The sequence below is a fragment of the Moraxella catarrhalis genome, assembly GCF_001632285.1.
GTDB lineage: Bacteria > Pseudomonadota > Gammaproteobacteria > Pseudomonadales > Moraxellaceae > Moraxella > Moraxella catarrhalis.
In genome coordinates this window covers 73,423-99,299 of sequence record NZ_LWAH01000016.1, presented here as the reverse complement: position 1 = coordinate 99,299, position 25,877 = coordinate 73,423, and the positions used below count along the sequence as shown (strand labels likewise).

Genomic DNA, 25,877 nt, shown 5'->3' with positions numbered 1-25,877 from the left:
AAGATATCAGTTAAACCCAAGCAAATACGAACAGGCATCTGACATGGATTTAAAAAGTTTTAAATAAAAAACCCCAAGCCATCGTTGACTTGGGGTTATAAAAATGGCGCAGCGGACGGGGCTCGAACCCGCGACCCCCGGCGTGACAGGCCGGTATTCTAACCAACTGAACTACCGCTGCATATGGTGGGTGGTAACGGGATCGAACCGCTGACCCTCTGCTTGTAAGGCAGATGCTCTACCAACTGAGCTAACCACCCTAAAATGTTTTTGTTGATAACAGTAATTTTATCAAAGTGACTGTATCAAACAAAGTAGATATGGTGTCAATATATCTTCATTTTAAGTTCTTGAACAAATGTTTGTTTGTTCTTTGTGGTGCGTATTATATAGAAATTTATCACAGTGTCAAATACTTTTTGGATAAATTATTTGATATTTTGGATAAATTTTATAAGTTATTGATATTTAATGGGTTATTTTTTAGCATTGGCATATTTATTTTGGACATAGGCTTCGGTCCTGGCAAGCCTATCAAGCGTGCCAACATCCATCCAGTGATCTGTCATATGCTCGCCACTCACCAACTGCTGATTGATGGCAGATTTTAAATAGGGTGCCAGTGGTGCAATTTGCCCTTGGTTCAGTGATGCCACGATTTTAGGCGACATGACGCTCATCCCTGCAAAGGTTAATGCGGTATGATCACTTTTTAAGCATACTTTTTCTTTGATTAGCCCAAAATCACCCTCAGGATGATGCTTGGGATTATCCACCAAGATTAGATGTGCCAAATGCTTATTAAGCTGATGATGAACCAGCCGATCAAACTCAAATTCCGTCCAAATATCGCCATTAATCAAAATAAATGGCAAATCACACAACAAACCTTGATCCAAAGCAAATCTAATACCGCCTGCAGTCTCAAGTGGCTCACCTTGTTCAATAGAAAGTAAAATCTCAATGCCAAATTTTTTAGATAAATTGAGTGTCTTAAGTTCTGTGAGTAACACCTCAGATAGATAGCTGGTATTGATGACAATGCGGTGTACACCTGCCGTCGCCAAACGCTCGATATGCCATACAATCAGCGGCTTACCAGCAATTGGAATCAGAGGTTTAGGCTTTGTGAGCGTCAATGGACGCATACGGGTGCCTTTACCTGCTGCCAAAATCATCGCTTGCTGAATCATAACCGCTCCGATAAGTACCCAAATTTGTTGCTATAAGCAGGTAGTACGCTATTTTTAAGCCATGCCATAAATTCACCATAAATCGCATCATGACTACGCTCAGACAGCCAAGACAGCTCAGCCACCAAGTCGCTCATTACCTTGGGGATGTTTTTAAGATAGCGGTGCTTGCCATCACGCTCTGACAAGCGAATAAAAATCCCCAAAACTTTCAAATGACGCTGTATGCCCATTATATTGGTTTGTGAAATAAAAGTTCCCAAATCAACGCTGGGTTTAATCAATTGATAAAATTCATGAATACGCTTTTGGGCCCACACCTCATTATAATCAATATATGCATCTCGCACCAGACTGACCAAATCATAAGTATACGCACCAATCACCGCATCTTGAAAATCAATCACACCAAGATGATCACTGCCCTTATCCATCATCAAATTACGACTGTGGTAATCACGATGTACAATCACTTGAGGCTGCTTATTAATCTGCATGATGAGTGTTTGTTTTAAACTTTCCCATTTTTGAGCATCTTTCTGAGTTAGCCCAATTCCCAAATAAGGTAAAAACCACTCGCTAAATAAGTCCATTTCTTGGGCTAATTTTTCATTACTATACTTAGGCAAATCAGCTCCCTTAATCGTCTGTAGCTGAGCCAATGTCTGTAACGCCTTGGTGTAATAGCCATCTTTGTTATCAGTGTCTTTGGCAATGGCATGGGCAAACTCCACCGTACCAAAATCCTGTAAAAGCAAAAATCCCATCGCTTCATCACACGCCATAATATCAGGTACATTTACCGTTTCGCTCATGATACCTGCCACATGGATAAAATCTTGAATACTTTCTTTATCAGGTGGTGCATCCATCAAAAGATATGTCATCTCATGACCGCCCACCTCGCCACGCATGGGTAAATAAATGCGGTGGTAACGACGAAAACTGGCATCTCCCGATAAGCTTTCTACACGAAAGTCGGTCGCCAAATTTGCATTTAAAAATTCCATCATCTGAGTGTGGCGTACATCGCTCATAAATTTTCTCAACGGTTGGTGATATCAAAATGACAGTTTAGCGGATTTTGGTGGTTTAAACCAGTATCGTTATACAAAATAATCAAGCATTTGACAAACTTTTGTCTAAAAAGCGTCGTCAAACATTGATTGCTCTACCAAGTATCTCATCATACCTAGATTAAAATTTCATCCATAAAACCGATAAAATAATCGCACCAAACGCTCAGAATGGTGTAAAATAGCAAAAATTTATCTGTATTCGTAAGGTTTGGCTGTGATTCGCTCTCGTATTCTTTGTGCAAGTTTAATGCACACCGCTCATCACCATCGCTCAAAGACATATTTGACTACCGCTATTCGTTACGCACTATTTGGTATCGCCAGTTTGCCATTTGTCATACCAACTTATGCAGAACTCAATACCAGCCGTTCACTGACAGTCGTTGGTGCTGACAGCTCAAAAAATTTGCCTGATACACCAAATACCAAACCCAATACTGTCTTAGCCTTAGACGCCCATCTACAAAGTCATGATGATACTGCCAATGCCTTTGATGGCTTTGATTTTGAAGTTATCACACAGCAGGCAGCCGAGCAGACAAGCAGTCAAGCAAATCAAGGCAATCATCAGATGAGCCAGCTTGACGCCTTTGCTAGTAAGTCAGACAATCCAAGTTTAAACACTGCCAGGCTGACGGATAAGCATGATACACCCTCTGCCAGTAAAAGCTTAGCCAAATTAGCCGAAAATTACCATATTAAGTCCGATCCAGACGCTCATCGTTGTCAGGGTATGTGGATGCAGCCAATCCACCAAGCAACACACACAAACCGCCCTACCACCCCAAAACTGGATGAAAATGGTAATCCGATTACAGAAGATGGTATTTTTGCTCAAGCTGATTATGGATATTATGACGCTCAAACTTATGCCGAACTGTCTGGCAATGTCATTATGGAACAAAACGGTCGGCGTGTAACCGCTGATAAGCTTACTTTAGACACCCAAACAGGGCAAGCCACTGCGTCAGGTCAAGTACAATTTAGTGATGGCGGTGCAAGTGATCACAGTGCTGGCATTATTGGCATGGCTGAAAACTTAGTATACCATACAGATGGTCAGACAGCGACCGCACAAGATGTTGCTTTTGCAAGCACTACCATCAATGCTCACGGTTATGCCAGTCAAATGGATAAAATAAGCAGTAGCGAATATCGGCTTCAACATGTCATGTTCACCACCTGTCCACCCACAGAACGCAAATGGTACTTAGATACTGATAGCATTGATATCAATACCGATACAGGTCGTGCTATCGCCAAAAATACCACCTTGCGTATCAAAAAAGTACCTGTCTTTTACCTGCCCTATTTTAACTTTCCGATCGATGCTCGTCGCTCTTCTGGATTTTTATTACCATCAATGGGATTTGGTGCATCGGACAGTTTTGAAATTAGTACGCCTTATTATCTGAATTTGGCACCAAATTATGATGCAACCATTATGCCAACTGTATTTACTAACCGCAATCCTATGCTGACTGGCGAATTTCGTTATCTGACCCAAGATTATGGATCAGGGGTGTTGACTGCTTCGTATCTTCCAAAAGATCAGCAATATCATGATAAAGACCGTAGCCGAATACAATTTGATCATACATGGCAACCCAAGCAGTTTGATAAAATTACCACTTACGCACAATATCAATCTGTTTCTGATGCCAATTATTTATCAGACTTTAATGCCTTGGGTGTTGAGAGTGCTAAGCTAAATCTACCAAGACGCATCGGCACAAGCTTCTTGGATGAAAATGTCTCAGCTGATTTAAGATTTGAAGATTTTCAGCGTTTAGACGGTTTTGGCTTAGATGGTCGGCCAATTACAGACAAAGATAGACCATATGCACGCCTACCACAGCTATCGGTCAACTATCGTTTGCCTCGCATATGGATGGGTACACCCAGCGGTCTTGAACTGGGTGGTATTCATAATTCTGCCTATTTCAAAAAATCCATTAAAGATAACTCTGAACCAGAAAAAAGCGGTGGTAGAATATTTAACCAATTCACAGCCAGTTATCCACTGCTTCGCTCTTGGGGTTATTTGACGCCAAAACTTAGCCTGACACATCTATATACCAGCTATGACGAAGACAGCTTAGCCGACCAAAATATCGCTAAGAAAAATGGTCGCCATTCGGTATTTGCACCGACGGTCAGCTTGGATGCTGGGCTATTTTTTGAAAAAGCGGGTGCACCATTTGGCATGCATCAAGATACAGGTGGCTATCAAGTACTGACACCAAGATTACACTATACTTACACGCCTTTTAAAGATCAACACAATGTACCAAATTTTGAGACAAAAATTGCACAGCTTAGCTATGAGCAGCTTTTGAACAATAACTGGTTTTTGGGTCATGATCGCATTCAAGATTTACACGCCGTCACGCCTGCAGTCAGCTACCGTTATATAGATAAAATGGGCAGGACACGCTTTGAAGGCGGGATCGCAGAACAGATTTTATTGAGTCATATCCGTGTTGGTATCAATGACAGCGAAAGCTATAGCAGCAGAAGCTCTGGTTTGGCATGGCAAGCCAGCCTACAGCCAAAAGATAATTTATGGTTTGATGCATCAGGTTCATTTAGAACAAATTATGATTTGAGCAGTATTGTGGCACAAATTCGCTATCGTCCAAGTGATCGTAAGTTATTTAACCTAGGTATTGTCAAAAGAAAAGAAAATCGTGCTTTTAATCAATCAGCATTATCAGCATATACTGCCTCCGCCATTTTTCCAATCAATAATCGCTGGCGTATGATGGGTCAACTACAATACGACTACAACTTAGATTATGTCATGGATTCTTTGATGGGGCTAAATTATGAAGATTGCTGTTATGGTTTGTCAATCTATGCAAGACGCTATCGTGATGCTTTCAATCCACATTTATCACCTGATACTGCAGTAATGGCAGAAGTTCGCCTAAACGGTATCGGTGGCGGCGGTCGTTTGAATCGACTTTTGAGCGAAAAGGTACTAGGCTATGATCAGGTTCAAAATGCTTGGAGACATGATTACTAAATGCATGCCAGCCGTAGCCTCAAATAGAGCCTAAAATTCATACCACCATATCAGCAAATACTATGCCGTTTGGTTTGACGCTCAAGCAGACAAGTGCTAAACTCTACGCATTTAAGTTGATATTTTATTATTCACAATTAAGGATTATCCAATGCAAGGTAAATTTATCATCAAAACTTTAACCGCTGCTGTCATCAGCTGCACAAGCCTTGTGTCACAAGCATCAATCAGCGGAAATAGTCATGACGGTATTGTCGCTGTTGTCAATGATGAAATTATTTTAAAAAGTGAGCTCAATCAAGCCACTGAGCTGGTCGCAACTGAAATCCAAAAAAACGGCGGCAATGTCACTCAAGATCAAGCACAAACGCTGGCTTTAGATGAGCTAATCAATGAAAAACTTCAGCTTGCCATCATTAATCGTGCTGGTGTCATTCCAAATGATGAGGTGATTGATCAGCAGTTATTACAAATTGCCCAATCCCAAGGCGTGAATAGTTTATCAGAGTTTCAATCCAAACTTGATGCCGAGCGTGCAGGCAGTTATGTTGCGTTGCGTGCAAACTTAATTCAAGATGCCGCCATACAAGCATTATGGCAAAATCAGATTCAAAGCCGTGTACGTATTACCGACGATCAGATTGATGCTTTTTTAAGCAGTCCTGAATCAGCACGCTTAAATCAAGTTCAGTACCGCCTTTTACATATTCGTGTGCCTTATCTTGATAATACTGCCAGCGAGCAAAACCGCCAGCAGGCCGCCTTAGTTGCTGAGCGTGTTAAATCTTCTTTAGATGCTGGCATGAATTTGGATCAAGCCATGCAAAATGCTCGTGGTGATTATACGCCCGATCTTCAAGGTGCTGATACTGGGCTGATTAATGCCACCGCTCTACCGCCAGCCATTGCTGCCAAAGTAGATAAGCTAACTATTGGACAAACATCAACGCCGATCGTTACCGTAAATGGTATTGATATCGTCAAAGTGGTTAATAAGCAACAACAAAATCAAGTCATCGTACCTAAATGGCAAACCAGCCATATTTTGGCTCGTATTGATAGCAATCAAAGCAGTGATATCGCTGAACAAAAAATCAATGCCATTTATCAACAATTACAACAAGGTGCCGATTTTGGGACCTTGGCGGCAACTTATTCAGATGACACAGGTTCAGCTTCACAACATGGCAGTTTAGGCTGGGTTAATGAAGGCGATATGGTGCCAGAATTTGAAACCATGATGAAAAATACAGCAAAAGGTGATTTTTCAACACCATTTCGCTCTCAATTTGGTTGGCATATCCTAAAAGTCAACGATATTAAACAACATGATATTACCGAGCAATATCGACGCAACGCTGCACACGAATATCTATTCTTGCGCAGCGCACCACAGGCTCAAGAAGATTGGTTGCAAGAATTACGCTCAAGTGCTTATATTAAAATTTATGAATAAATAAAAATAAAAATACCGAAGATTTATACTTCGGTATTTTTTACTCAGGTTATTAAGGCAAATAAAATGATCTTGGGAATTTAAGCAAAGCTAACTAAGATATAAAATCTGGCTAGCTTATATATAAAGCTATTTAAGTACTGTCAATGGATCAACATACACGCCATTTCTAGAAATTCTAAATTCAAATAGTGCCGCACCGCTTGGCTGATTTTTCATGCTTGCAATACGCTGACCGGTACGCACCGTATCGCCTGTTTTAACTTGAGCGTCCTTAATATGGATATAGCTTGAAACAAATCCATTGGTATGCTGAATCACAATACTCGCCCCGTCCATATTGTGATCAGCTTGAATGACTGTGCCTGCATTACTGGCGTTAATTAAATCGCCATCTCGTCCAGAAAACCACATGCCATTACTGGTAACAGTTGAGCCGGCCACTGTCGCCGTACCAAAGCGTCGAACCACTGGATTGGTCGCACCAACAGGATAGCGAAATTGCATCACCCCTGAGCTACCCGTGGCAAATGGTGCTTCTGTCACTGGTGGGGCAACTGGTGCTGGCTGCTGAACCACAGGCGGAGTCGGTGTGGGTTTTTTTACCACAACAACAGGTGGCGTGGGTTTTTGTACGGCAGGATGCTGCTGTACTGGTGGTCTGCTTGACTGAACCGCCACAGGCGAAGGTGTGTGAGCTGTATTCACACCAGAGCTGATACTACGCTCACGCACCTTGAGATCACCTGACCATAAAGTCAGCCATTGACCTGTATAAATCGTATAACTGCTATTTAGATTATTAATGTGTCCAATCTCACGCCAATTTAATCCATAACGCTGAGCAATCTTACTGACAGTATCGCCCTGCTTCACCTGATAGCGATTTGGTACGCCCTGACTGTCCGTGATAACCTGTGAACCTATTGCCAAACCACCTGAACCTGAAGTACGATGACTGCCCGAACCTGAGGTGCTATTATAGGTTGGCTTACTGGCACATCCTGCCAAAATGCAAGTGGTGATCACACCAAAAATCAAGCCCAATCGCTTGATGGGTTTTTGATTTTGTGAATTGATTGCTATCGTCACAGTCATACTCCAGTACCGAATGATTTATTAAGCAGATTTGGCAAATGATTTTGTCCAAATTTGAATGACAAATACCCTATTGTAACATGGGAGCAGTTAACGCAAAACCCACAATAATTGAGCTTTTGTATTTTTTTGTCAAAGTTTTTTGCCAAAATAAAAATAACAGCATAATATAATTTATAATATTTTAAATTAATATTATAAATCAATAATTATCAAAAAACGACTAAAAACCTTTAGCCGTTTTAACTGTAAATTCAGATGACTCAATCAAAATAGCGTTGGCTTAGTAATCGCCAATACAATAATACCCACATAAGCCACCGAAGCAATCATCAGTCCTGCTTTGGCTTGGGATGGGGTATTGGTATAATGACGCTGTGCCTTAATGGTGGCGGACGCAGCAACAATCAGTAAAACCAACTTGGCAAGTGCCCAATGCTGAGTACCTGCAACCTGATAAATCTGCCAAAATAATCCCAATCCAGTCAAAATAACCGCTGTATAAAATACATGATTTAAGATTTTGAGGGTATTGGATGCTTTTGGTGTTTTGCCCATAAACATTGGTAATGCTTGTAATATAAAAATAAACAGCACAATAATCGCCAAAAGCATGTGTAAATGTTTCATAAAAATCTCTAATGATTATGCATAAATCACTTCCAAAATCTCAAACTCAGCCAGTCCACTGGGCGTTTGGATTTTGGCTTCATCACCTTCAGATTTACCGATAAGACCACGCGCAATCGGTGAATTGACCGAGATTTTACCGACTTTAAAGTCTGCTTCATCATCACCGACAATTTTATAGCGACGCTTAGCACCATCATCCATGTTTTCAAGCACAACAGTCACCCCAAATACCACTCGTCCCTCTTTGGGCAGTTTAGCAGGGTCGATGATTTGAGCCCCACTAAGTTTGGCTTCGATGTCACGAATGCGAGCTTCACAAAACCCTTGTTGCTCACGGGCGGCGTGGTATTCGGCATTTTCTTTTAAATCACCGTGTTCACGAGCTTCGGCGATTGCGGTGGTAATGCGTGGACGCTCAACGGTTTTTAGCTGTTTTAGCTCATCTTCAAGCGCTTTATGCCCTTCTGGCGTCATTGGATAGCGTTGCATAATTTTCCTTTCAATGTTTATGATTTAAATCAATTTAAGTTAATTCATCAAACATTAACCCAAAAAATCATTTAAATAAAAATATTAAAAATGTAAAAAAACTTGCCAAATACGATATCTGGCAAGATTTTGTTAAATCAGATTTATTAATATATTGTACTGAGTTTTAGAAAAAATGCAAGCTCAATTTGGTAAATACTCCAAAGTAAAAATATTAAGTTGCATCAAGTCACATAAATTTGCTCAACACAAATGCGTGAGCAAATTTACCCCAGCACTTCTATTTTGCATGCAAATCTTGCAGCTTATAAACATTAAACGGTAAAGTCGTCTCATAGGCTTCACACACCGCACGCCCTGCGTTGAGTGTATTTGCAACCAGTATTTTATTTTGCAAGGCTTCACGGCGAATTGGGAACGAGTCTTTTAATGCCTGCTTGCCCTCTGTGGTATTAATGGCAAGGTGAATTTGGCCATTTTTCATCATATCCACGATGTGAGGGCGACCTTCACTGACTTTATTAACACGCTTACACGCTACGCCAGCACCTACCAGCATATCATGTGTACCGCCTGTGGCAACGATGTTAAAACCAAAGCCTGCCAAGCGTTTTGCCACATCTACCACGCCCGCTTTGTCGCTATCACGCACCGAGATAAAGACCGTTTTGGTCTCCCCCTCTTGTGGCAGCCCTGTCAATCTATCACCACTGCCCAGTGTTGCCTTATAATACGCCTCACCAAAGGTCTGCCCCACACCCATCACCTCGCCTGTGGATTTCATCTCAGGGCCCAAAATGGGGTCAACGCCTGGAAATTTGGCAAAAGGAAATACCGCTTCTTTGACTGAATAATGACTTGGCACAATCTCTTGGGTGAAGTTTTGCTCTGCCAAAGTCTGTCCTGCCATACAGCGGGCGGCGACTTTTGCCAAAGACACGCCGATACATTTGGAGACAAATGGCACGGTGCGAGACGCTCTTGGGTTAACCTCTAAGACATAGACTGTTTCACCTTTGATGGCAAATTGCACATTCATCAAGCCGACCACACCAAGCTCTTTTGCCATGGCGACGGTTTGGCGACGCATGTCATCTTGAATGTCATCACTTAATGAGTAAGGCGGAATGGAGCAAGCAGAATCGCCCGAGTGCACGCCTGCTTGTTCAATGTGTTGCATGATGCCACCAATCACCACCTCTTTACCGTCCGATACACAGTCCACATCTACCTCAATGGCATCATCTAAGAAATGGTCAAGCAGGACAGGCGCTTCATGAGACGCTTGCACCGCATCACGCAAGTAGCGTTTAAGTTCATCTTCGTTATAGACAATCTCCATGGCACGACCGCCCAAAACATATGATGGGCGTACAACTAAGGGGTAGCCCACTTTGGTGGCTTCTGATATGCCCTCTTCAAAGGATTTAACGATGCTGTTATTGGGTTGTGTCAAGCCCAATTTTTGTATCATGTGTAAAAAGCGTTCACGGTCTTCGGCTCGGTCAATGGCATCAGGACTTGTGCCAATGATGGGAACGCCTGCTTGTTCTAGGCTACGGGCAAGTTTTAGTGGCGTTTGTCCGCCATATTGCACAATCACGCCCTTGGGATTTTCGGTGCGTACGATTTCAAGCACATCTTCTAGGGTAATTGGCTCAAAATACAAACGGTCTGATGTGTCATAGTCGGTTGAAACGGTCTCAGGGTTACAGTTAACCATGATGGTCTCATAGCCATCTTCACGCATGGCAAGGGCGGCGTGGACACAGCAGTAATCAAACTCAATGCCTTGTCCGATACGGTTAGGGCCGCCACCGATGACCATGATTTTGTCTTTATTTGATGGGTTGGCCTCGCACTCTTCATCATATGTTGAGTACATATAAGCGGTTGATGTTTCAAATTCAGCGGCACAAGTATCCACCCGTTTGTATACAGGATAAATGCCCATGTTCCAACGGGTTTTGCGAAATTGTTTTTCAGACACGCCCATCAATTTGGCAATGCGTGCATCGGAGAGACCTTTTCGTTTAAGACGGCGTAGCAAATTGGGGGTTAAGTCGCCCATGCCAAGGGTTTTTAGCTGATTTTCTGTATGAACAATGTCCTCAATTTGCACCAAAAACCATGGGTCAATGTTGGTGTCAGCAAAAACATCATCAACCGATAAGCCAAAACGCAGTGCATCAGCGATATAAAAAATGCGTTCTGGGGTGGGGGTTTTGAGTTTGAGTTTTAAGGTGCTGATGATGCTGTCATCATTTTGTTCAAAGTCTAATTGCTCATCAAAGCCTGTCGCCCCTATTTCCAGACCACGCAGTGCCTTTTGCATGGATTCTTGAAAATTACGACCAATTGCCATCACCTCGCCAACTGATTTCATTTGAGTGGTTAGCACGCTCTCAGCTTGGGGGAATTTTTCAAAGTTAAAGCGTGGCATTTTGGTAACCACATAGTCAATGGCAGGCTCAAAACTCGCTGGAGTTTTGCCCCCTGTGATGTCATTTTTTAGCTCATCTAGGGTATAGCCGACGGCAAGTTTGGCAGCGATTTTGGCAATGGGAAAGCCTGTCGCCTTAGATGCCAATGCTGATGAACGGCTGACTCGTGGGTTCATCTCAATCACCACCATACGCCCTGTTTTTGGATTGATGCCGAATTGGACATTTGAACCACCTGTCTCCACACCAATCTCACGCAACACAGCGATGGACGCATTACGCATGATTTGGTATTCTTTGTCGGTTAAGGTTTGGGCAGGGGCGACGGTGATGGAATCGCCTGTATGTACACCCATGGGGTCAAAGTTTTCAATGGAACAGACGATGATGCAGTTGTCTTTTTTATCACGCACCACCTCCATTTCATACTCTTTCCAACCGATTAAACTCTCATCAATGAGCAGCTGGTGGGTGGGTGATAAGTCAAACCCACGCTCACAAATCTCAATAAACTCCTCACGGTTATAAGCAATGCCACCCCCAGAACCCCCCATGGTGAATGATGGGCGGATAATGCACGGAAAACCAACCTTAGCTTGAATGGCAAAAGCATCATCCATGCTCTGTGCAATTTCTGCTTTGGGGCATTCCAGACCGATTTTTTTCATGGCTTTATCAAACAGTTCACGGTCTTCGGCTTTTTCAATGGCTTCTTTGGTCGCCCCAATCAGCTCACAGCCATATTTGGCAAGCACGCCATGTTTGTCAAGGTCAAGCGCACAGTTAAGTGCCGTTTGTCCACCCATGGTTGGCAAAATGGCATCAGGACGCTCTTTGGCAATGATTTGCTCTACTGTCTGCCAGGTAATCGGTTCAATATAAGTGGCATCAGCCATGGACGGGTCAGTCATGATGGTGGCAGGATTTGAGTTTACCAAAATCACCCGATAGCCCTCTTCTTTTAAGGCTTTGCAGGCTTGGGCGCCTGAATAGTCAAATTCACAGGCTTGCCCGATGACAATGGGACCTGCCCCAATGATAAGAATGGATTTAATGTCGGTACGCTTTGGCATGGCGGTTCTCTTTGTTGATAAATTATTGATAATTTTTTTTGATTGATAAAATGGGTTAAAAAAGTGTTGCCATCGCTTGTTCTTCTTGACGGATACGCTTAAATAAGACCAGCAAATAAATGGGCAAGCCAATCAATAAAACATACCACGCTTGACACAATAAGGCGATGCCAATCAGTTCAGGTATGATGTTTAAAAAATAATTGGGGTGGCGAAATGTTTTAAATAACCACGAACGATTAATTTGATGTTCTGGCAAAATATAGATTTTAACCGTCCAAATCTCCCCCAACTGCTTGATAATCAACGCCAATATCACAAATGAAGCACCTACCATCAGCGTGCCAACCAAGGATATGCCATTAAAAGCAGTGTCAGAAAGCCATACCGAGATAAAGCATGCCAAATAATAAAGCGTATGAACCACCGCAAGCACCGTAGAATTGGTTTTTCCGTATTGTATTGCCCCTTTGGCAATCAAGGCTTTTTCATGTTTAATGGAGACGGCTAAAAATAACAGTCTGATGATAAAAAATAGGATTAAAATGCTTAAAATCATTGTCATTGATGTTTTTTCCATTGAAATTAAAAATATAAATCGGATTAATGGTATTTTTAATGAATGATGTTTTAGACTGTCATGCCATATAAACAATTCTCATAAGTCCACGCCACAATCTTGTTATCATCATTGCTTTCATAAAATGCTGATAATAATGTATGCCATGTTTCAAGTTGATTTTCATTGATATTTAACATGCCACAACCTGCCATGATAAGTTCGTAATTGGCACAAATCATTGCTATGCGTTTATTACCGTCCCAAAATAATTGATGTCGCATCATATAATACATGGTTCTTAAAATATGATGTGTGTTTGATATGGGTAAGTGATTCAATTCATTTAACGCTTGCTCAACCTTGTTTTAAGCAGAATGTCTGGCACAAAACTCACGCCACTAATGCAAACATTGCCAGTTCTTAGCTCGCCCCACGCCAAACTTTCATTGTATGCCACAAAACCATTGACTTTGCACGCAAATGCCAAGTCAAATTGACTGTCCGATGATAAAATAAATTGCCACGCATTTTTTAGATTTAACAGCACTTGCATGTCATGGGTTGAAATGCCGCTCACACTCATGCCATCAATCATGGTTTTGCTCTGGGGAAAAGTGGTATTGATATTTTCCAAGCGTGACATGCTGTGAATGACTTCAACGATGTTTTTTTCGCCAAAAACCGATTTTGTTCAAGAGTGAGGTTGAATTTGTCAGCAAACATGATGGGCATATTCATTCAAAAAAATCTTCATCAATTTCACAAATTTCAAGCACTTCTTTGACTCGAATGCCCACTTTATATTTAATCATTAAACCAACCAGCTCTTGTCCACCAATCAGGACAATTCTGCCCAATAATTTTTGAGAAAATCCTTGGGCGGATTTGGTGAATGATGATGTGGTGATAAACACACCCCGTTCCACGCCATTGCCCTGTAATGCCCCTGAAAAGGATTGTAATTCTTTTGAACCAATCATGTTATCACTGGCATATCTTTTGGCTTGAATGTAGATATTTTGAATGCCTAATGGGTCTTGTTTGATGACCCCATCAATGCCACCATCGTGTGATTTGCCAGTATGTTCAAACAAGTTTTCTTTACCGCCATATCCCATGGCAAGCAATAACTTTAATACCGATTTTTCAAAAAATAAAGGCGTGCCTTTTTGTAATTTATTTAACAGTTCAACTGAAATTTCTGTTTCAAGATTTTTAATGGCATTTTTGGCTTGGGTTTCAAAATCCATGTCATCATTATCATCAGTTTCAATGCTGGTCTTATCTGACAGTTTTTTCTTGCGTTTAATTTCTGCTCTGCTTTTTAAATAACTTTTCCAATCAGGTAAACTAGCTTCATCATACAGTTTTTCGCTAATGTGTGTTTTATTTTGCCACAGTGTCGCCATTTTTAAACCAATGGGTGTGATTTGATAGGTGGCTTTACTGATGCGATTTAAGATGCCTGCTTTGGTTCGAGAACTGATTGACCAAGCGATGGCATTTTCTACTTTTGGCTGACCACTGTTAAAACGCAAAGTTAAAATTTCATCAGAAAATTCCCCCAATTGAATGACACCTTGATAAATCTCTTGGCGTTTACGAACTTTATTATCACTCATCAGCTTTAATGTTAAAGCACGGCATTTATCACGGTATTCACGATTATTAAAATTCATAACAGCTTTCCAAAAGAGCAAGTTATTTTAGATGGTGCGTTCCATAAAGCAAATTCACCCAATTTACCGTTCAAAATGTCACTGCCCAAATTCACACTTTCGCCTTTTGCATTTCCATAATGAATCTATCAAACAACACCGAACAATCATGTGGACCGGGGCTGGCTTCTGGGTGTCCTTGAAAGCCAAATGCAGGTTTATCGGTCAACTCAATGCCTTGATTTGTGCCATCAAACAGTGAGCGATGCGTGGCTTTAACATTGGCAGGTAAGGTCGCTTCATCAATGGCAAAGCCATGGTTTTGTGATGTGATCATCACCGTACCATCTGCCAAATTTTGCACAGGGTGGTTTGCCCCATGATGCCCCGATTTCATTTTGATGGTTTTTGCCCCACTGGCCAGGCCCAATAATTGATGCCCCAAACAGATACCAAAAGTTGGAATCTCCGTTTGCTCAATGATGTGCTTGATATTGTCAATGGCATAGGTGCAGGCGGCAGGGTCAGCAGGGCCGTTGGAGAGAAAAATACCATCAGGGTTTTTTGCCAAAACCTCGCTAATTGGTGTTTGGGCAGGGACAACCGTCACATGACAACCCCTATCCACCAGCATGCGTAGAATGTTGGTTTTTGTGCCAAAATCATAGGCAACCACATGAAATTTTTTACTAATGTGTTTGCCAAGCTGTTTAAAATACCCGCCTGTTGGGCTGTCTGTTTTGCCATATTTGGCGGTGGCGGCAGGGTTGTCAGCAAGTTCCCAAGTGCCTTCTACCCATTCAAATCCTTGTGGGTGGCAGCATTCTTTTGCCAAATCAAGCCCCGTCAAGCCTGCAAACTCTTTGGCAAGTTGCACCGCTTTGTTTTCATCGTCAGCTGTGATGTCCGTGTCGCTGTCTATGGCATAAATACAACCGTGCTGAGCCCCTTTATCACGCAAAATTCGGGTCAGCTTTCGGGTGTCAATTTCGGCAATGGCAACGGTGTCATGGCGTTGTAAAAAGTCGGTGAGTGATTCATCGTTGCGAAAACTTGAACTGATGATGGTGGCATCACGGATAATCAGCCCTGATGCCCAAATGCGATGTTCACTGCCAGACTCGCCATCTTCGCTGTTGGTGCCTGTGTTGCCAATGTGTGGGTAGGTTAAGGTAACCAGCTGTTTGGCGTAACTTGGGTCGGTTAGGATTTCTTGATAGCCTGTCATGGCGGTGTTAAATACCACTTCGCCAACGCTACTGCCCATTGCACCAATGCTGATGCCGTGAAAAATTGTACCGTCAGCGAGGGCTAAAATGGCTTTTTTTGCTATTTGAGCTGTCATGAATTTCACCCGAATTTTTTATTAGTATTAAACTTTTATATGATAAAATATTATAAATTAATTATTAAGCAATTTGCAATTTACCAAATTTTAGATAAAATTTTTTAGCGATTGACCGCTAAAAAATTATCATTACTGTCTGATTTTTTCCACAAAAAAGCGAATGATTAAAACAAATAACTCACCCTGCGTCTCTGCCAAGATAAAGTTATGTGGATTCATAATCACTCGCTCATCGTAGATTTTGCTTATTATATATAAAAAAATACAAAAAATCTATATTTTAATCCATATTTTGACTAAAAATTTTTACTCAACATATAGATTAAAATCGCTTTAGGTTTTATCAAGTACAACCGCTGCTGAATTAATACAATATCTAAGCCCCGTATCGGTGACATAATTATCTGGAAAAACATGACCCAAATGCCCACCACAATGATGGCAAGTGACTTCGATGCGACGCATCCCATGCGATAAATCCAGCGTTTCATCAACGACATTATCGCCGATAACCTTATCAAAACTTGGCCAGCCGCAACCTGAATGAAATTTGGCACTGCTATCAAATAGTGGCGTATGACAACCCTTACAGCGATAAATACCCTCCACTTCGGTATCGGTATAAAGCCCTGTGAAAGCTTGCTCGGTGCCTTTTTGTCTTAGGACATAATACGACAAATCATCCAAGCGATTTTGCCAATCTGCCTCACTCATCGTATTTATCACTGCTTTGTCAAGCGGATTCATCACTCACTCCTTCAAATTTCATCAGTATGCAAGATTTACTTGCATATCAAAATCTTAATTCATTAATCAAATTTGTAAAGTATAACTTGCAATTGATGATTTTATGGCATAAAATCATCAATTGCAATACAGGATATATTACCATGAATGACCCACAAAATACCATCATAAAACAAGGTTTGCGACTAAAATTACGGCGAAAAGCTTTGGGGCTATCAGCTGAAGCCTTGGCATCTAAGATGAGTGAGCTTGGCGTGCCTGTCAGTCGTGGTGCGATCGCCAATTGGGAATGCGGTAAAAATGGCATTGTCATGAGTAAATTACCCATATTAGCGGTAGCTTTAGGTGTCAGTGAAAGTTATCTTATAAGTGGTGATCATTTGACCTTACAGACAACCAAACAAAAAACCGTTAATGAAATTTGGCCAAAATCAACCCTCATCAAATCATCTGTTAATCAAACGCCCATTATTTTATCATCGGAATACGCCATCATGCCCCAAACCAAGCCCTTAAAAAAATCCAATAAACTTGCCAATGTTTGCTACGATATTCGTGGTGAGTTATTACAAACCGCCAACCGTATGGAAGCTGAAGGCCAGCGGATTATTAAGCTCAACATCGGTAATCCTGCCCCTTTTGGGCTATTAGCTCCTGAAGAAATTGTTCGTGATGTGGCACTTAATTTGCCTGAAGCATCTGGATATTCTGATTCTCAAGGAATTTTTTCCGCCAGAAAAGCGATATTGCAATATTATCAAGGCAAGGGGCTGTTATCTGCGATAGATGTCAATGATGTTTATATCGGTAATGGTGTCAGTGAATTGATTGTCATGACCATGCAAGCGCTACTTGATGACGATGATGAGATTTTAATTCCGATGCCTGATTATCCTTTGTGGACGGCAGCGGCAAATTTAGCAGGCGGTAAAGCGGTACATTATCGCTGTCTTGAAGATGATCATTGGCAACCAGACTTAAAAGACATTGAAAGCAAAATCACATCACGCACCAAGGGTATTGTTATCATTAACCCCAATAATCCAACAGGTGCGGTCTATACTGATGAAATCCTAAAAAGCATTGCTGCACTTGCCAAAAAATATGATTTGGTGATTATGGCAGATGAAATTTATGACCGCATTTTATATGATGGCGTCACGCATACCCCCATGTGTACAATCACAAATGATTGTTTGGTTCTAACCTATAATGGGCTATCCAAGTCACATCGCATTGCAGGCTATCGCGCAGGCTGGCTTATGGTTTCGGGCAAAAAACACCATGCCACCGATTTTATTGAAGGGCTGACCATGCTGGCAAGTATGCGTCTGTGTGCCAATGTTCCCGCCCAATACGCCATCCAAACAGCCATGGGCGGCTATCAATCAATGCAAGCTTTGACTGCACCGACAGGACGCTTATATAAGCAGCGTAATTTAGCGGTTGAGCGTCTGAATGCCATCAAAGGCATCAGCTGCACCATGCCCCAAGGTGCATTTTATTGCTTTGCTAAGATTGACCGTGATATCTACCCTATCGATAATGATATGAAATTTATGATGGATCTACTCATTGAAGAGAAAGTATTGATAATCCAAGGTACAGGATTTAACTGGGATCAGCCCGATCATTTCCGAGTCGTATTTTTACCAAATCTTATTGATTTAGAAGATGCCATGGACAGATTGGATCGTTTTTTTGCCAAAAAGCGTCGAGAATTTGGAACAAATTAACCCATCAGTCATGATAAAAACGCCTTGGCTTTTACATGGGGCGTTTTTTATGATTGGTCATGGCGATAATATCCCCAAAATCACTACCCATATTCCATTTTTGAATTTAAATTTTTGGTATCAAACACTTAACATAATGCAAAACAAATCAGCTAAGCCAAAATAGGATATATGAATGTACCAATACAGCTATGCCGACCAAAAGCTCGTCGATGAGCGGGTGTCACAATTTCGCAGCCAAACTGAACGCTTTTTATCAGGTGAGCTGCCTGAAGAGCAATTTTTACCTTTGCGTCTGCAAAATGGTCTTTATATTCAGCGTCATGCGCCAATGCTGCGTATTGCGATTCCTTATGGCTTAATGAGCAGTCATCAGCTGCGTACTTTGGCAGAGATTGCACGTGATTATGATAAAGGTTATGGGCATTTTACCACACGCACCAATTTACAATTAAACTGGGTAAAACTTGAAGAAGTGCCTGATATTTTGGCAAAATTAGCTGCCAATCAAATGCATACCATTCAAACTTCAGGTAACTGTATTCGCAACACCACCACCGACCCTTATGCTGGCATTCATGCCGAGGAGATTGCCGACCCACGCCCTTATTGCGAAATTATCCGCCAATGGAGTACTTTTCATCCTGAATTTGCCTTTTTGCCACGCAAATTTAAAATTGCCGTCATCGGCACAAGAACTGACCGTGCTGCCACACAGGTGCATGACATCGGTCTACATTTGGTGGAGCGTGACGGCGAAATCGGTTTTGAGGTCATTGTTGGCGGTGGCTTGGGTCGCACACCGATTATCGGGAAGTTGATTCATGAATTTTTACCACGCAGGCATTTGCTGAGTTATCTTGATGCCATTTTGCGTGTTTATAATTTAGAAGGTCGCCGAGATAATAAATATAAAGCACGCATCAAAATTTTGGTAGAAAGCTTAGGCAAAGATACCTTTATCCAAAAAGTCAATGATGAATGGCAAACTTTAAAAGATGGTGATTTGACATTAAGTGAGGCACATTTTGCTAAAGCCGAAAGCTATTTTACTACCCCAGCTTATGAGCAGATTGATCGCTTGGCAGTACAAACACAGTTAGATGAGTTTTTGGCTGATAAGGATTTTTACAATTGGTATGAGCATAACACTGTTGCCCACAAAATCAATGGCTATAAAGCCGTTGTCATCTCATTAAAGGCTGGCGTTGTTGATGGTAACTATGTGCCTGCAGGCGACATTACCGATGCACAAATGTTTGCACTGGCAGATTTGGCAGATGAATACAGCTTGGGCGAGATTCGTGCCACACATCAGCAAAATTTGGTACTTAGCGATGTTAAAATAACTGATTTATACATACTTTGGCAAAAATTAAGTGCACTTGACCTTGCTCGTGCCAATATCGGCACTTTAACCGATATGATCGTCTGCCCTGGCTTTGATTATTGTGCGCTTGCCAATGCCACCACCCACAATATCGCCGAATCCATCGAAAAACAATTCAATGACTTAGACTATCTGTATGACTTAGGCAACATTCGCTTAAATATGTCAGGCTGTATGAATGCATGTGCACATCATCATGTGGGCGATATTGGTATCTTAGGTGTTGATAAAAAAGGCGAGCATTGGTATCAAATTAGCTTGGGCGGCAATTCAGGCGAGCATGCCAAATTGGGGCAAATCCTTGGGCGTGCTGTCGCTGCTGACGAAGTTGCTCAAACCATCGCCACCATTGTAAATGTCTATAAAAATGAGCGTATAGAAAGCCATGGACATATCGAAAGCTTCGCTCAAGTCATTGAAAGACTTGGTATAACACCCTTTAAAACAGCTGTCTATCACTAATTATCTCATAAATATTTAAGATAATATAAAATATATAAATTTTTTATATTCAGGATAAATCATGAGTACAATCAAAGTTGATCGCCATACCAATTCAGAACCTGCCACGCTTGATCTAAGCCAAGCACTGACAGCTGACGCAACGCCCAATGACATTGAATCTGCCATCGCTCACCAAGATTGCCTTATTTTTTTGGTTGCTAACTTTATGGACGGTCGTATTTTTAGCCTAATTCGCCATACTAGACATCAAGGTTTTCAAGGTGAGATTATTGTAGGCGGTGAATTTGCCCTTGATCAGGCCAATTACTTTGTCAAATCTGGTGCGACGGCATTTTTGGTCGATGAAACCAATGTTGAGACACTAACAAAAACTTTGCAAGATTTGGCAACTGGTTATGATGGTAAGGCTGTTAGTCACTTACCGTTATTTAGTTAATATTAAAATAATAAAGTGAGCATTATGAATACTTTGCCATTATTTTTTAACCTAAATAACAAAACCGTGCTGATTGTCGGTGGGGGCGATATCGCCTACCGAAAAGCACAATTAATGGCAAAGGCTAAAGCAAAGCTTGTGGTGATTGCGAAACATTTTGAGGCTGAATTTTTGGATTTTTTACAGTCTCATCATCATGTATTTTTTCAAAAATCCTTTGAACCAATCGATCTTAATCAGCATACACCCACTTTAGTGATCGGTGCAACCGATGACCATGAAGTAAATTTGGTCATTCATCGTGCATCAAAAGCGTATGGTGTGCCGGTTAATATTGTCGATACGCCAGATTTGTGTGATTATATTTTTCCTGCTATTGTAGATAGAAACCCAATCGTGATTGGTGTATCCAGTAATGGCAAAGCGCCTGTACTTGCACGCTTGATTAGAGCCAAAATTGAATCATCATTGCCCAGTCGCTTAGGAGAGCTTGCAGACAAAGCAGGTAAATTTCGAGATACCATCAAAAACTCTCTACCCACCATCACTGAACGCCGATATTTTTGGGAGTCAATTTTTGATCGTGCCTTAAAAGATGAAACAATTGGCACACTCAGCGATGAGCTTAATCAATTTAAAAATCATGATACCCGCTTGGGTGAGGTCTATATTGTGGGTGCAGGGGTAGGCGATCCAGATTTATTGACTTTTAAGGCACTCAGGCTCATGCAACAAGCAGATATCGTACTTTATGACGCACTGGTATCAAATGACATTTTAGAGCTTTGTCGCCGTGATAGCCAAAAGATTTTTGTGGGCAAAAAAAGAAAAGATCACACCAAAACTCAAGATGAAATCAACCAACTATTAGTTGATTATGCCAAACAGGGGCATCGGGTATTACGCCTAAAAGGTGGTGATCCATTTGTCTTTGGGCGAGGCGGTGAAGAGATGCTCGCCTGCCAAGCTGCCCATATACCCTATCAGGTGGTCAGTGGGATTACAGCTGCGTTGGCGGCAAGCAGTTATGCAGGCATACCACTCACACACCGTGGTATCGCAACTTCTGTACGATTTTTGACGGGTTGTTATCAAACAAATGAGCCGTTTAATGGTCTAAATAGTACTTACCAAACTGATGAGACTTTGGTGTTTTATATGGGTCTGCACGCACTGACTAAAATTATTGATTCTTTAATCAGTGCTGGCCTGCCAAATGATTTACCCATCGCCATCATCTCAAATGCCAGCCTACCCACCCAGCAGGTGCTAACAGGTACACTGACAGATATTATTGATAAAAAGCATCAATCCAATCTTATCACACCTGCCATTATTATTGTCGGTCATGTGGTCGATTTGTATCAGCCATAATCATCCAAATTTGCCCAAGTTTTGAGTAACTCATAAAAACTGAGTTGATTTTGATTGAAAAATTCATCAATATCAGTAATAATAACAGCTTGATTGGATGTTATGAATTTATCAAAACCGCTTAATCACTGATAAAAGGATTTTTAATTTGGCAACTTTACACACTTATTTTCGCAGCTCGGCCGCTTATCGTGTCCGAATTTTTTTGGCATTAAAAGGTTTGTCGTACCAAAAAAATTTCATCAATCTAAAGCAATCACAGCAAACAACCAAAGCATATCACCAAACCAACCCCCAAGGTCTTGTACCTGCATGGGAGGATGATTCTGGTAGCTATGGTCAGTCATTTGCCATCATGCTACTTCTTGAGGATAAGCACCCCACACCCGCCCTACTGCCCAGCGACCCTGCCAAAAAAGCCGAGATTTTAAGTGTGGTGCAGCACATCGCTTGCGATATCCATCCACTCAATAATTTAAGAGTATTAAATTATCTAAAAAATAAGCTACACTTGGATGCAACTGGTGTTAATGCTTGGTACGCACATTGGATACAGTTGGGCTTTGATGCCTTAGAGACAACATTAAGCCAAACGGCAGGTCGATATTGCTTTGGTGATACACCAACCTTTGCTGATTGTTTTTTAATTCCTCAAATGTACAACGCCATTCGCTTTAATGTGGATCTGAGTGCCTATCCAACACTTTGCCGAATTTATGAATATGCCAACACTCAGCCTGCCTTTATTGCTGCTATGCCAAAAAATCAAGAAGATGCTGTTGAATGATTGGTTAATTAAAAATCCAATTAAAAAAGCCAGTAAAACACTGGCTTTTGATGGCTTAACTGTTGGCATGTCTTTTATTGTATTGAATCGAATTAAATACTGACAACACAATAAATGCAACGCCAATCAATCCAGTGATAATCTCAGGCACATGAAACCGTGTCGATAGCAACATAATGATGGCAAGCGCCCCGATGGCATAATGTGCACCATGTTCCAAATAAATAAAATCGCTTAAAGTCCCTTTGTTTACCAAATAAATCGTCATAGAACGAACAAACATCGCACCGATAGCCAAGCCAATCATAATGACGATCACATCATTAGTGATAGCAAAGGCACCAATGACACCATCAAAACTAAAAGACGCATCAAGCACCTCAAGATATAAAAAGCCTGCAATACCACCCTTTAGGATTGTGGATGATACGCCAGCGGTATTTGTGATCTCACGGCCTTTTGCGTCATATACCGCCGCCTTATCGTCACCATCACCCTCTAGGAGTGCCGATAGTACACTCACCCCCAAATAGACCAAAATCCCCCAAATGCCTGCGACCATGACGACGCCTTGCTTTGCTTCTTCTACCCAGCTCATAGAGATCATCAAAACAACCAACGCAACAAACACACTCATGGCGTCTACTTTACTAAACTTGACCAAGCGAGACTCTAGCCACTTAAACCAATGCACATCCTTATCGCCAAACATAAAATTTAAGAACACCAGCAATAAAAACATTCCTCCAAATGCTGAGATTTCGGCATGATGTGCATTAAGATGCTCGGCATACTGGACTGGATTATTCAACGCCAGATGAATCACCTCACCCATACCCAAATTGGCAGTTACTGCGACAATGGCGATTGGAAATATCAATCGCATCCCAAAAACTGCGATCAAAATGCCTACAGTCAAAAAAATCTTTTTCCAAAAATCATTCCAACCCTTTAAAATAGAGGCATTCACCACGGCATTATCAAATGATAATGAAATCTCCATGATTGCCAAAATTGCTGTAATACCCAGTGCCAAAAACATCTCAGAGATGCCACCATGGCTATACCCCCACCATGCTGCAATCACCAAACAGACAAAAGTGAAAATGATATCAAATAAAAAATGTCGCATAACTGCCTTTATATTATATTAAAATTAATTATTTAGATTGTATTAAAAATAATTATCAAAAAAATCGCCCAGAGAACATCACTACCGAGCGACAGGATTTGCAATTGACTTAAGAATAATTATACCGCTAAATTCCGTACCAATCAATCGACGAATATGTCAGATCTATCATCAATACCAGCAATACCACGATGACTTGTCAAAATTAAGCATAACAATATGTCAAATCCCTGAAAAAATAAAATTTGCATAAAATGCTTGTCAAATGATAAAAATCCGCTATAATAGCACACAAACGAGTAAAACTTATAACCAAATTTGGGGACGTGGCGGAATTGGTAGACGCACTGGATTTAGGTTCCAGCGCCGCAAGGTGTGAGAGTTCGAGTCTCTCCGTCCCCACCATTGATTAAATAAAAACAGCAAATCATTCAGCTGTTTTTTTGTCCAAAAATTCCTTAAGGCGTTTTTGTTGTGCATCATAGTCTATCTTATCACGCCGATAAATCTCATAAACACAGTAATCTCCGCACTCGCTGCCGCAGCATTCCCATGCTTCAGGATATTCAGGTTTAGGTAGCAATATTTCATTAAAATCACTTTGACTCATCATCAACCTGTTTGTATTTTAACCTTTGTATTTTAAAATTTGATTAAAGTTAAAAAGCGCTTAAGTTACCCAAAGCGCCTTTTAACTGTTAATAAGACTATTAAGAAATCTGTCAAGACCAATCTCAAGATGATTGATATGATTGCAATGGCTGATCATTCATCGATATAGCTTAACCAATGCTGATACTTATCGCTGCGACCTTGAACAACATCAAAATACAAAGTTTGTAGTTGTTCGGTCAATTCACCACGACCACCATTGCCTATCATACGATCATCATATTCACGAATCGGTGTCACTTCAGCTGCTGTACCAGTCATAAACACCTCATCTGCCAAATAAAACTCATCACGAGTAATACGACGCTCGATGACCTTAATGCCCAAATCTTTGGCAAACTCAATAATCGTGCGGCGTGTAATGCCATCGAGCGCACCGCCTGATAAGTCAGGGGTATGTAGCTCGCCATTTTTGACCAAAAATAGGTTCTCGCCAGAACCTTGACAGACAAAACCTTGTGGATCCATTAAGATGGCTTCATCATAGCCATTACGAGTCACCTCTTGGTTGGCTAGGATTGAGACAGGATAATTACTGGCAGCTTTTGCCTTGCACATGGTTATATTTGGGTGATGATGGGTATAGCTTGAGGTTTTAACACGGATGCCTTTTTTAATACCTTCTTCGCCCAAATAAGCGCCCCAATGCCATGCAGCAATCGCAGCATGAATGGTATTATCTTTGGCAGCGATACCAAGCTTTTCAGAACCCACCCAAATCAATGGACGAATGTATGCTGATGCCAAATTATTTAGACGCACAACATCTTTTTGAGCTTGGACAAGCTCATCAAAGCCATAAGTACAATTTAATTGAAAAATTTTGGCGGAGTTTAATAGACGCTCTGTATGCGCTTGTAAACGGAAAATCGCTGTACGCCCATCTGGCGTCTGATACGCACGCACCCCTTCAAACACCGCCAAGCCATAATGTAAGCTGTGAGTCAGCACATGCACCTTAGCATCTGGCTGCTCTACTAAGGCACCATCTAGCCACATTTTGCCTTCTTGGGTTGCCATGCTCATAAATTACTCCATATCGATTGTTAAAATTATTACCATTTAGTATCTCAAGCG

At 41.3% G+C, this 25,877-nt stretch carries 22 protein-coding genes and 3 tRNA genes; 8 read left to right on the top strand and 17 right to left on the bottom strand.

Going from position 1 to position 25,877, the window contains the following annotated elements:
- Positions 1-104: 104 nt before the first annotated feature.
- The 4 genes from A4U55_RS06860 to A4U55_RS06845 form a co-directional block, all read right to left on the bottom strand.
- Positions 105-181, bottom strand: a tRNA-Asp gene (locus A4U55_RS06860).
- A gap of 3 nt (positions 182-184) precedes the next feature.
- Positions 185-260: transfer RNA gene (locus A4U55_RS06855), tRNA-Val, on the bottom strand.
- 216 nt (positions 261-476) lie between these two features.
- The gene (gene murU / locus A4U55_RS06850) at positions 477-1,193 is read right to left on the bottom strand and encodes an N-acetylmuramate alpha-1-phosphate uridylyltransferase MurU (protein WP_063454151.1); all 717 of its coding nucleotides are present in this window, start codon (positions 1,191-1,193) and stop codon (positions 477-479) included.
- Positions 1,190-2,230, bottom strand: a complete 1,041-nt coding sequence (locus tag A4U55_RS06845; RefSeq protein WP_063454150.1) for an aminoglycoside phosphotransferase family protein — start codon at positions 2,228-2,230, stop codon at positions 1,190-1,192. The genes murU and A4U55_RS06845 overlap by 4 nt, the downstream gene beginning before the upstream one ends.
- Positions 2,231-2,519: 289 nt before the next feature.
- Between A4U55_RS06845 and A4U55_RS06840 the strand changes: the two genes are divergently transcribed.
- Positions 2,520-5,300, top strand: a complete 2,781-nt coding sequence (locus A4U55_RS06840; RefSeq protein WP_063454149.1) for an LPS-assembly protein LptD — start codon at positions 2,520-2,522, stop codon at positions 5,298-5,300.
- A 151-nt stretch (positions 5,301-5,451) separates the two neighbouring features.
- Positions 5,452-6,756 (top strand): peptidylprolyl isomerase, encoded by a 1,305-nt coding sequence (locus A4U55_RS06835; RefSeq protein WP_003666526.1) that lies wholly within the window; start codon positions 5,452-5,454, stop codon positions 6,754-6,756.
- Between the two features lie 129 nt (positions 6,757-6,885).
- Here the strand turns inward: A4U55_RS06835 and A4U55_RS06830 are convergent, their stop codons facing one another.
- The 10 genes from A4U55_RS06830 to msrB form a co-directional block, all read right to left on the bottom strand.
- Positions 6,886-7,854, bottom strand: a complete 969-nt coding sequence (locus tag A4U55_RS06830; RefSeq protein WP_003659986.1) for a M23 family metallopeptidase — start codon at positions 7,852-7,854, stop codon at positions 6,886-6,888.
- A 267-nt stretch (positions 7,855-8,121) separates the two neighbouring features.
- Positions 8,122-8,484 (bottom strand): SirB2 family protein, encoded by a 363-nt coding sequence (locus tag A4U55_RS06825; protein ID WP_003659989.1) that lies wholly within the window; start codon positions 8,482-8,484, stop codon positions 8,122-8,124.
- A gap of 15 nt (positions 8,485-8,499) precedes the next feature.
- The gene (greA, locus tag A4U55_RS06820; RefSeq protein WP_003659991.1) at positions 8,500-8,976 is read right to left on the bottom strand and encodes a transcription elongation factor GreA; all 477 of its coding nucleotides are present in this window, start codon (positions 8,974-8,976) and stop codon (positions 8,500-8,502) included.
- 280 nt (positions 8,977-9,256) lie between these two features.
- Positions 9,257-12,493 (bottom strand): carbamoyl-phosphate synthase large subunit, encoded by a 3,237-nt coding sequence (gene carB / locus A4U55_RS06815; protein ID WP_063454148.1) that lies wholly within the window; start codon positions 12,491-12,493, stop codon positions 9,257-9,259.
- A 55-nt stretch (positions 12,494-12,548) separates the two neighbouring features.
- Positions 12,549-13,058 (bottom strand): isoprenylcysteine carboxyl methyltransferase family protein, encoded by a 510-nt coding sequence (locus tag A4U55_RS06810; protein WP_003659995.1) that lies wholly within the window; start codon positions 13,056-13,058, stop codon positions 12,549-12,551.
- A 65-nt stretch (positions 13,059-13,123) separates the two neighbouring features.
- Positions 13,124-13,336: a hypothetical protein gene (locus tag A4U55_RS06805; protein WP_003662331.1), complete on the bottom strand. Its 213-nt coding sequence runs from the start codon at positions 13,334-13,336 to the stop codon at positions 13,124-13,126.
- Between the two features lie 62 nt (positions 13,337-13,398).
- On the bottom strand, positions 13,399-13,698 hold the full coding sequence (locus tag A4U55_RS06800; protein WP_003673204.1) for a hypothetical protein: 300 nt from the start codon (positions 13,696-13,698) through the stop codon (positions 13,399-13,401).
- A 91-nt stretch (positions 13,699-13,789) separates the two neighbouring features.
- A complete protein-coding gene (locus tag A4U55_RS06795) occupies positions 13,790-14,734 on the bottom strand; it encodes a restriction endonuclease (RefSeq protein ID WP_063454147.1) in 945 nt (314 codons plus the stop codon).
- Positions 14,735-14,825: 91 nt separating this feature from the next.
- The gene (gene carA / locus A4U55_RS06790) at positions 14,826-16,046 is read right to left on the bottom strand and encodes a glutamine-hydrolyzing carbamoyl-phosphate synthase small subunit (RefSeq protein ID WP_036344465.1); all 1,221 of its coding nucleotides are present in this window, start codon (positions 16,044-16,046) and stop codon (positions 14,826-14,828) included.
- Between the two features lie 348 nt (positions 16,047-16,394).
- Complete coding sequence (gene msrB / locus A4U55_RS06785) at positions 16,395-16,808, bottom strand: peptide-methionine (R)-S-oxide reductase MsrB (protein ID WP_003669496.1); 414 nt, start codon at positions 16,806-16,808, stop codon at positions 16,395-16,397.
- 143 nt (positions 16,809-16,951) lie between these two features.
- Between msrB and A4U55_RS06780 the strand changes: the two genes are divergently transcribed.
- The 5 genes from A4U55_RS06780 to maiA all read left to right on the top strand — a co-directional run bounded on the left by A4U55_RS06780 (position 16,952) and on the right by maiA (position 22,996).
- Positions 16,952-18,544 carry an aminotransferase class I/II-fold pyridoxal phosphate-dependent enzyme gene (locus A4U55_RS06780; RefSeq protein ID WP_275297039.1) on the top strand — a complete coding sequence of 531 codons (1,593 nt, stop codon included), beginning with the start codon at positions 16,952-16,954 and terminating at the stop codon, positions 18,542-18,544.
- Positions 18,545-18,719: 175 nt separating this feature from the next.
- Positions 18,720-20,396 (top strand): nitrite/sulfite reductase, encoded by a 1,677-nt coding sequence (locus A4U55_RS06770; protein WP_003660008.1) that lies wholly within the window; start codon positions 18,720-18,722, stop codon positions 20,394-20,396.
- Between the two features lie 61 nt (positions 20,397-20,457).
- Complete coding sequence (locus A4U55_RS06765; RefSeq protein ID WP_003660009.1) at positions 20,458-20,835, top strand: DUF934 domain-containing protein; 378 nt, start codon at positions 20,458-20,460, stop codon at positions 20,833-20,835.
- Between the two features lie 24 nt (positions 20,836-20,859).
- On the top strand, positions 20,860-22,209 hold the full coding sequence (cysG, locus tag A4U55_RS06760) for a siroheme synthase CysG (protein ID WP_063454146.1): 1,350 nt from the start codon (positions 20,860-20,862) through the stop codon (positions 22,207-22,209).
- A gap of 148 nt (positions 22,210-22,357) precedes the next feature.
- Positions 22,358-22,996 (top strand): maleylacetoacetate isomerase, encoded by a 639-nt coding sequence (maiA, locus tag A4U55_RS06755; RefSeq protein ID WP_003660012.1) that lies wholly within the window; start codon positions 22,358-22,360, stop codon positions 22,994-22,996.
- A 55-nt stretch (positions 22,997-23,051) separates the two neighbouring features.
- Here the strand turns inward: maiA and A4U55_RS06750 are convergent, their stop codons facing one another.
- Positions 23,052-24,128 (bottom strand): DUF475 domain-containing protein, encoded by a 1,077-nt coding sequence (locus A4U55_RS06750; RefSeq protein WP_003660013.1) that lies wholly within the window; start codon positions 24,126-24,128, stop codon positions 23,052-23,054.
- A 320-nt stretch (positions 24,129-24,448) separates the two neighbouring features.
- Between A4U55_RS06750 and A4U55_RS06745 the strand changes: the two genes are divergently transcribed.
- Positions 24,449-24,533 (top strand) — tRNA-Leu (locus tag A4U55_RS06745).
- 22 nt (positions 24,534-24,555) lie between these two features.
- Here the strand turns inward: A4U55_RS06745 and A4U55_RS06740 are convergent.
- Entirely contained in the window at positions 24,556-24,741 is a 186-nt protein-coding gene (locus A4U55_RS06740) for an oxidoreductase-like domain-containing protein (protein ID WP_003666498.1), read from the bottom strand.
- Positions 24,742-24,893: 152 nt separating this feature from the next.
- Positions 24,894-25,826 (bottom strand): branched-chain amino acid transaminase, encoded by a 933-nt coding sequence (locus A4U55_RS06735; protein ID WP_003660015.1) that lies wholly within the window; start codon positions 25,824-25,826, stop codon positions 24,894-24,896.
- Between the last annotated feature and the right edge of the window lie 51 nt (positions 25,827-25,877).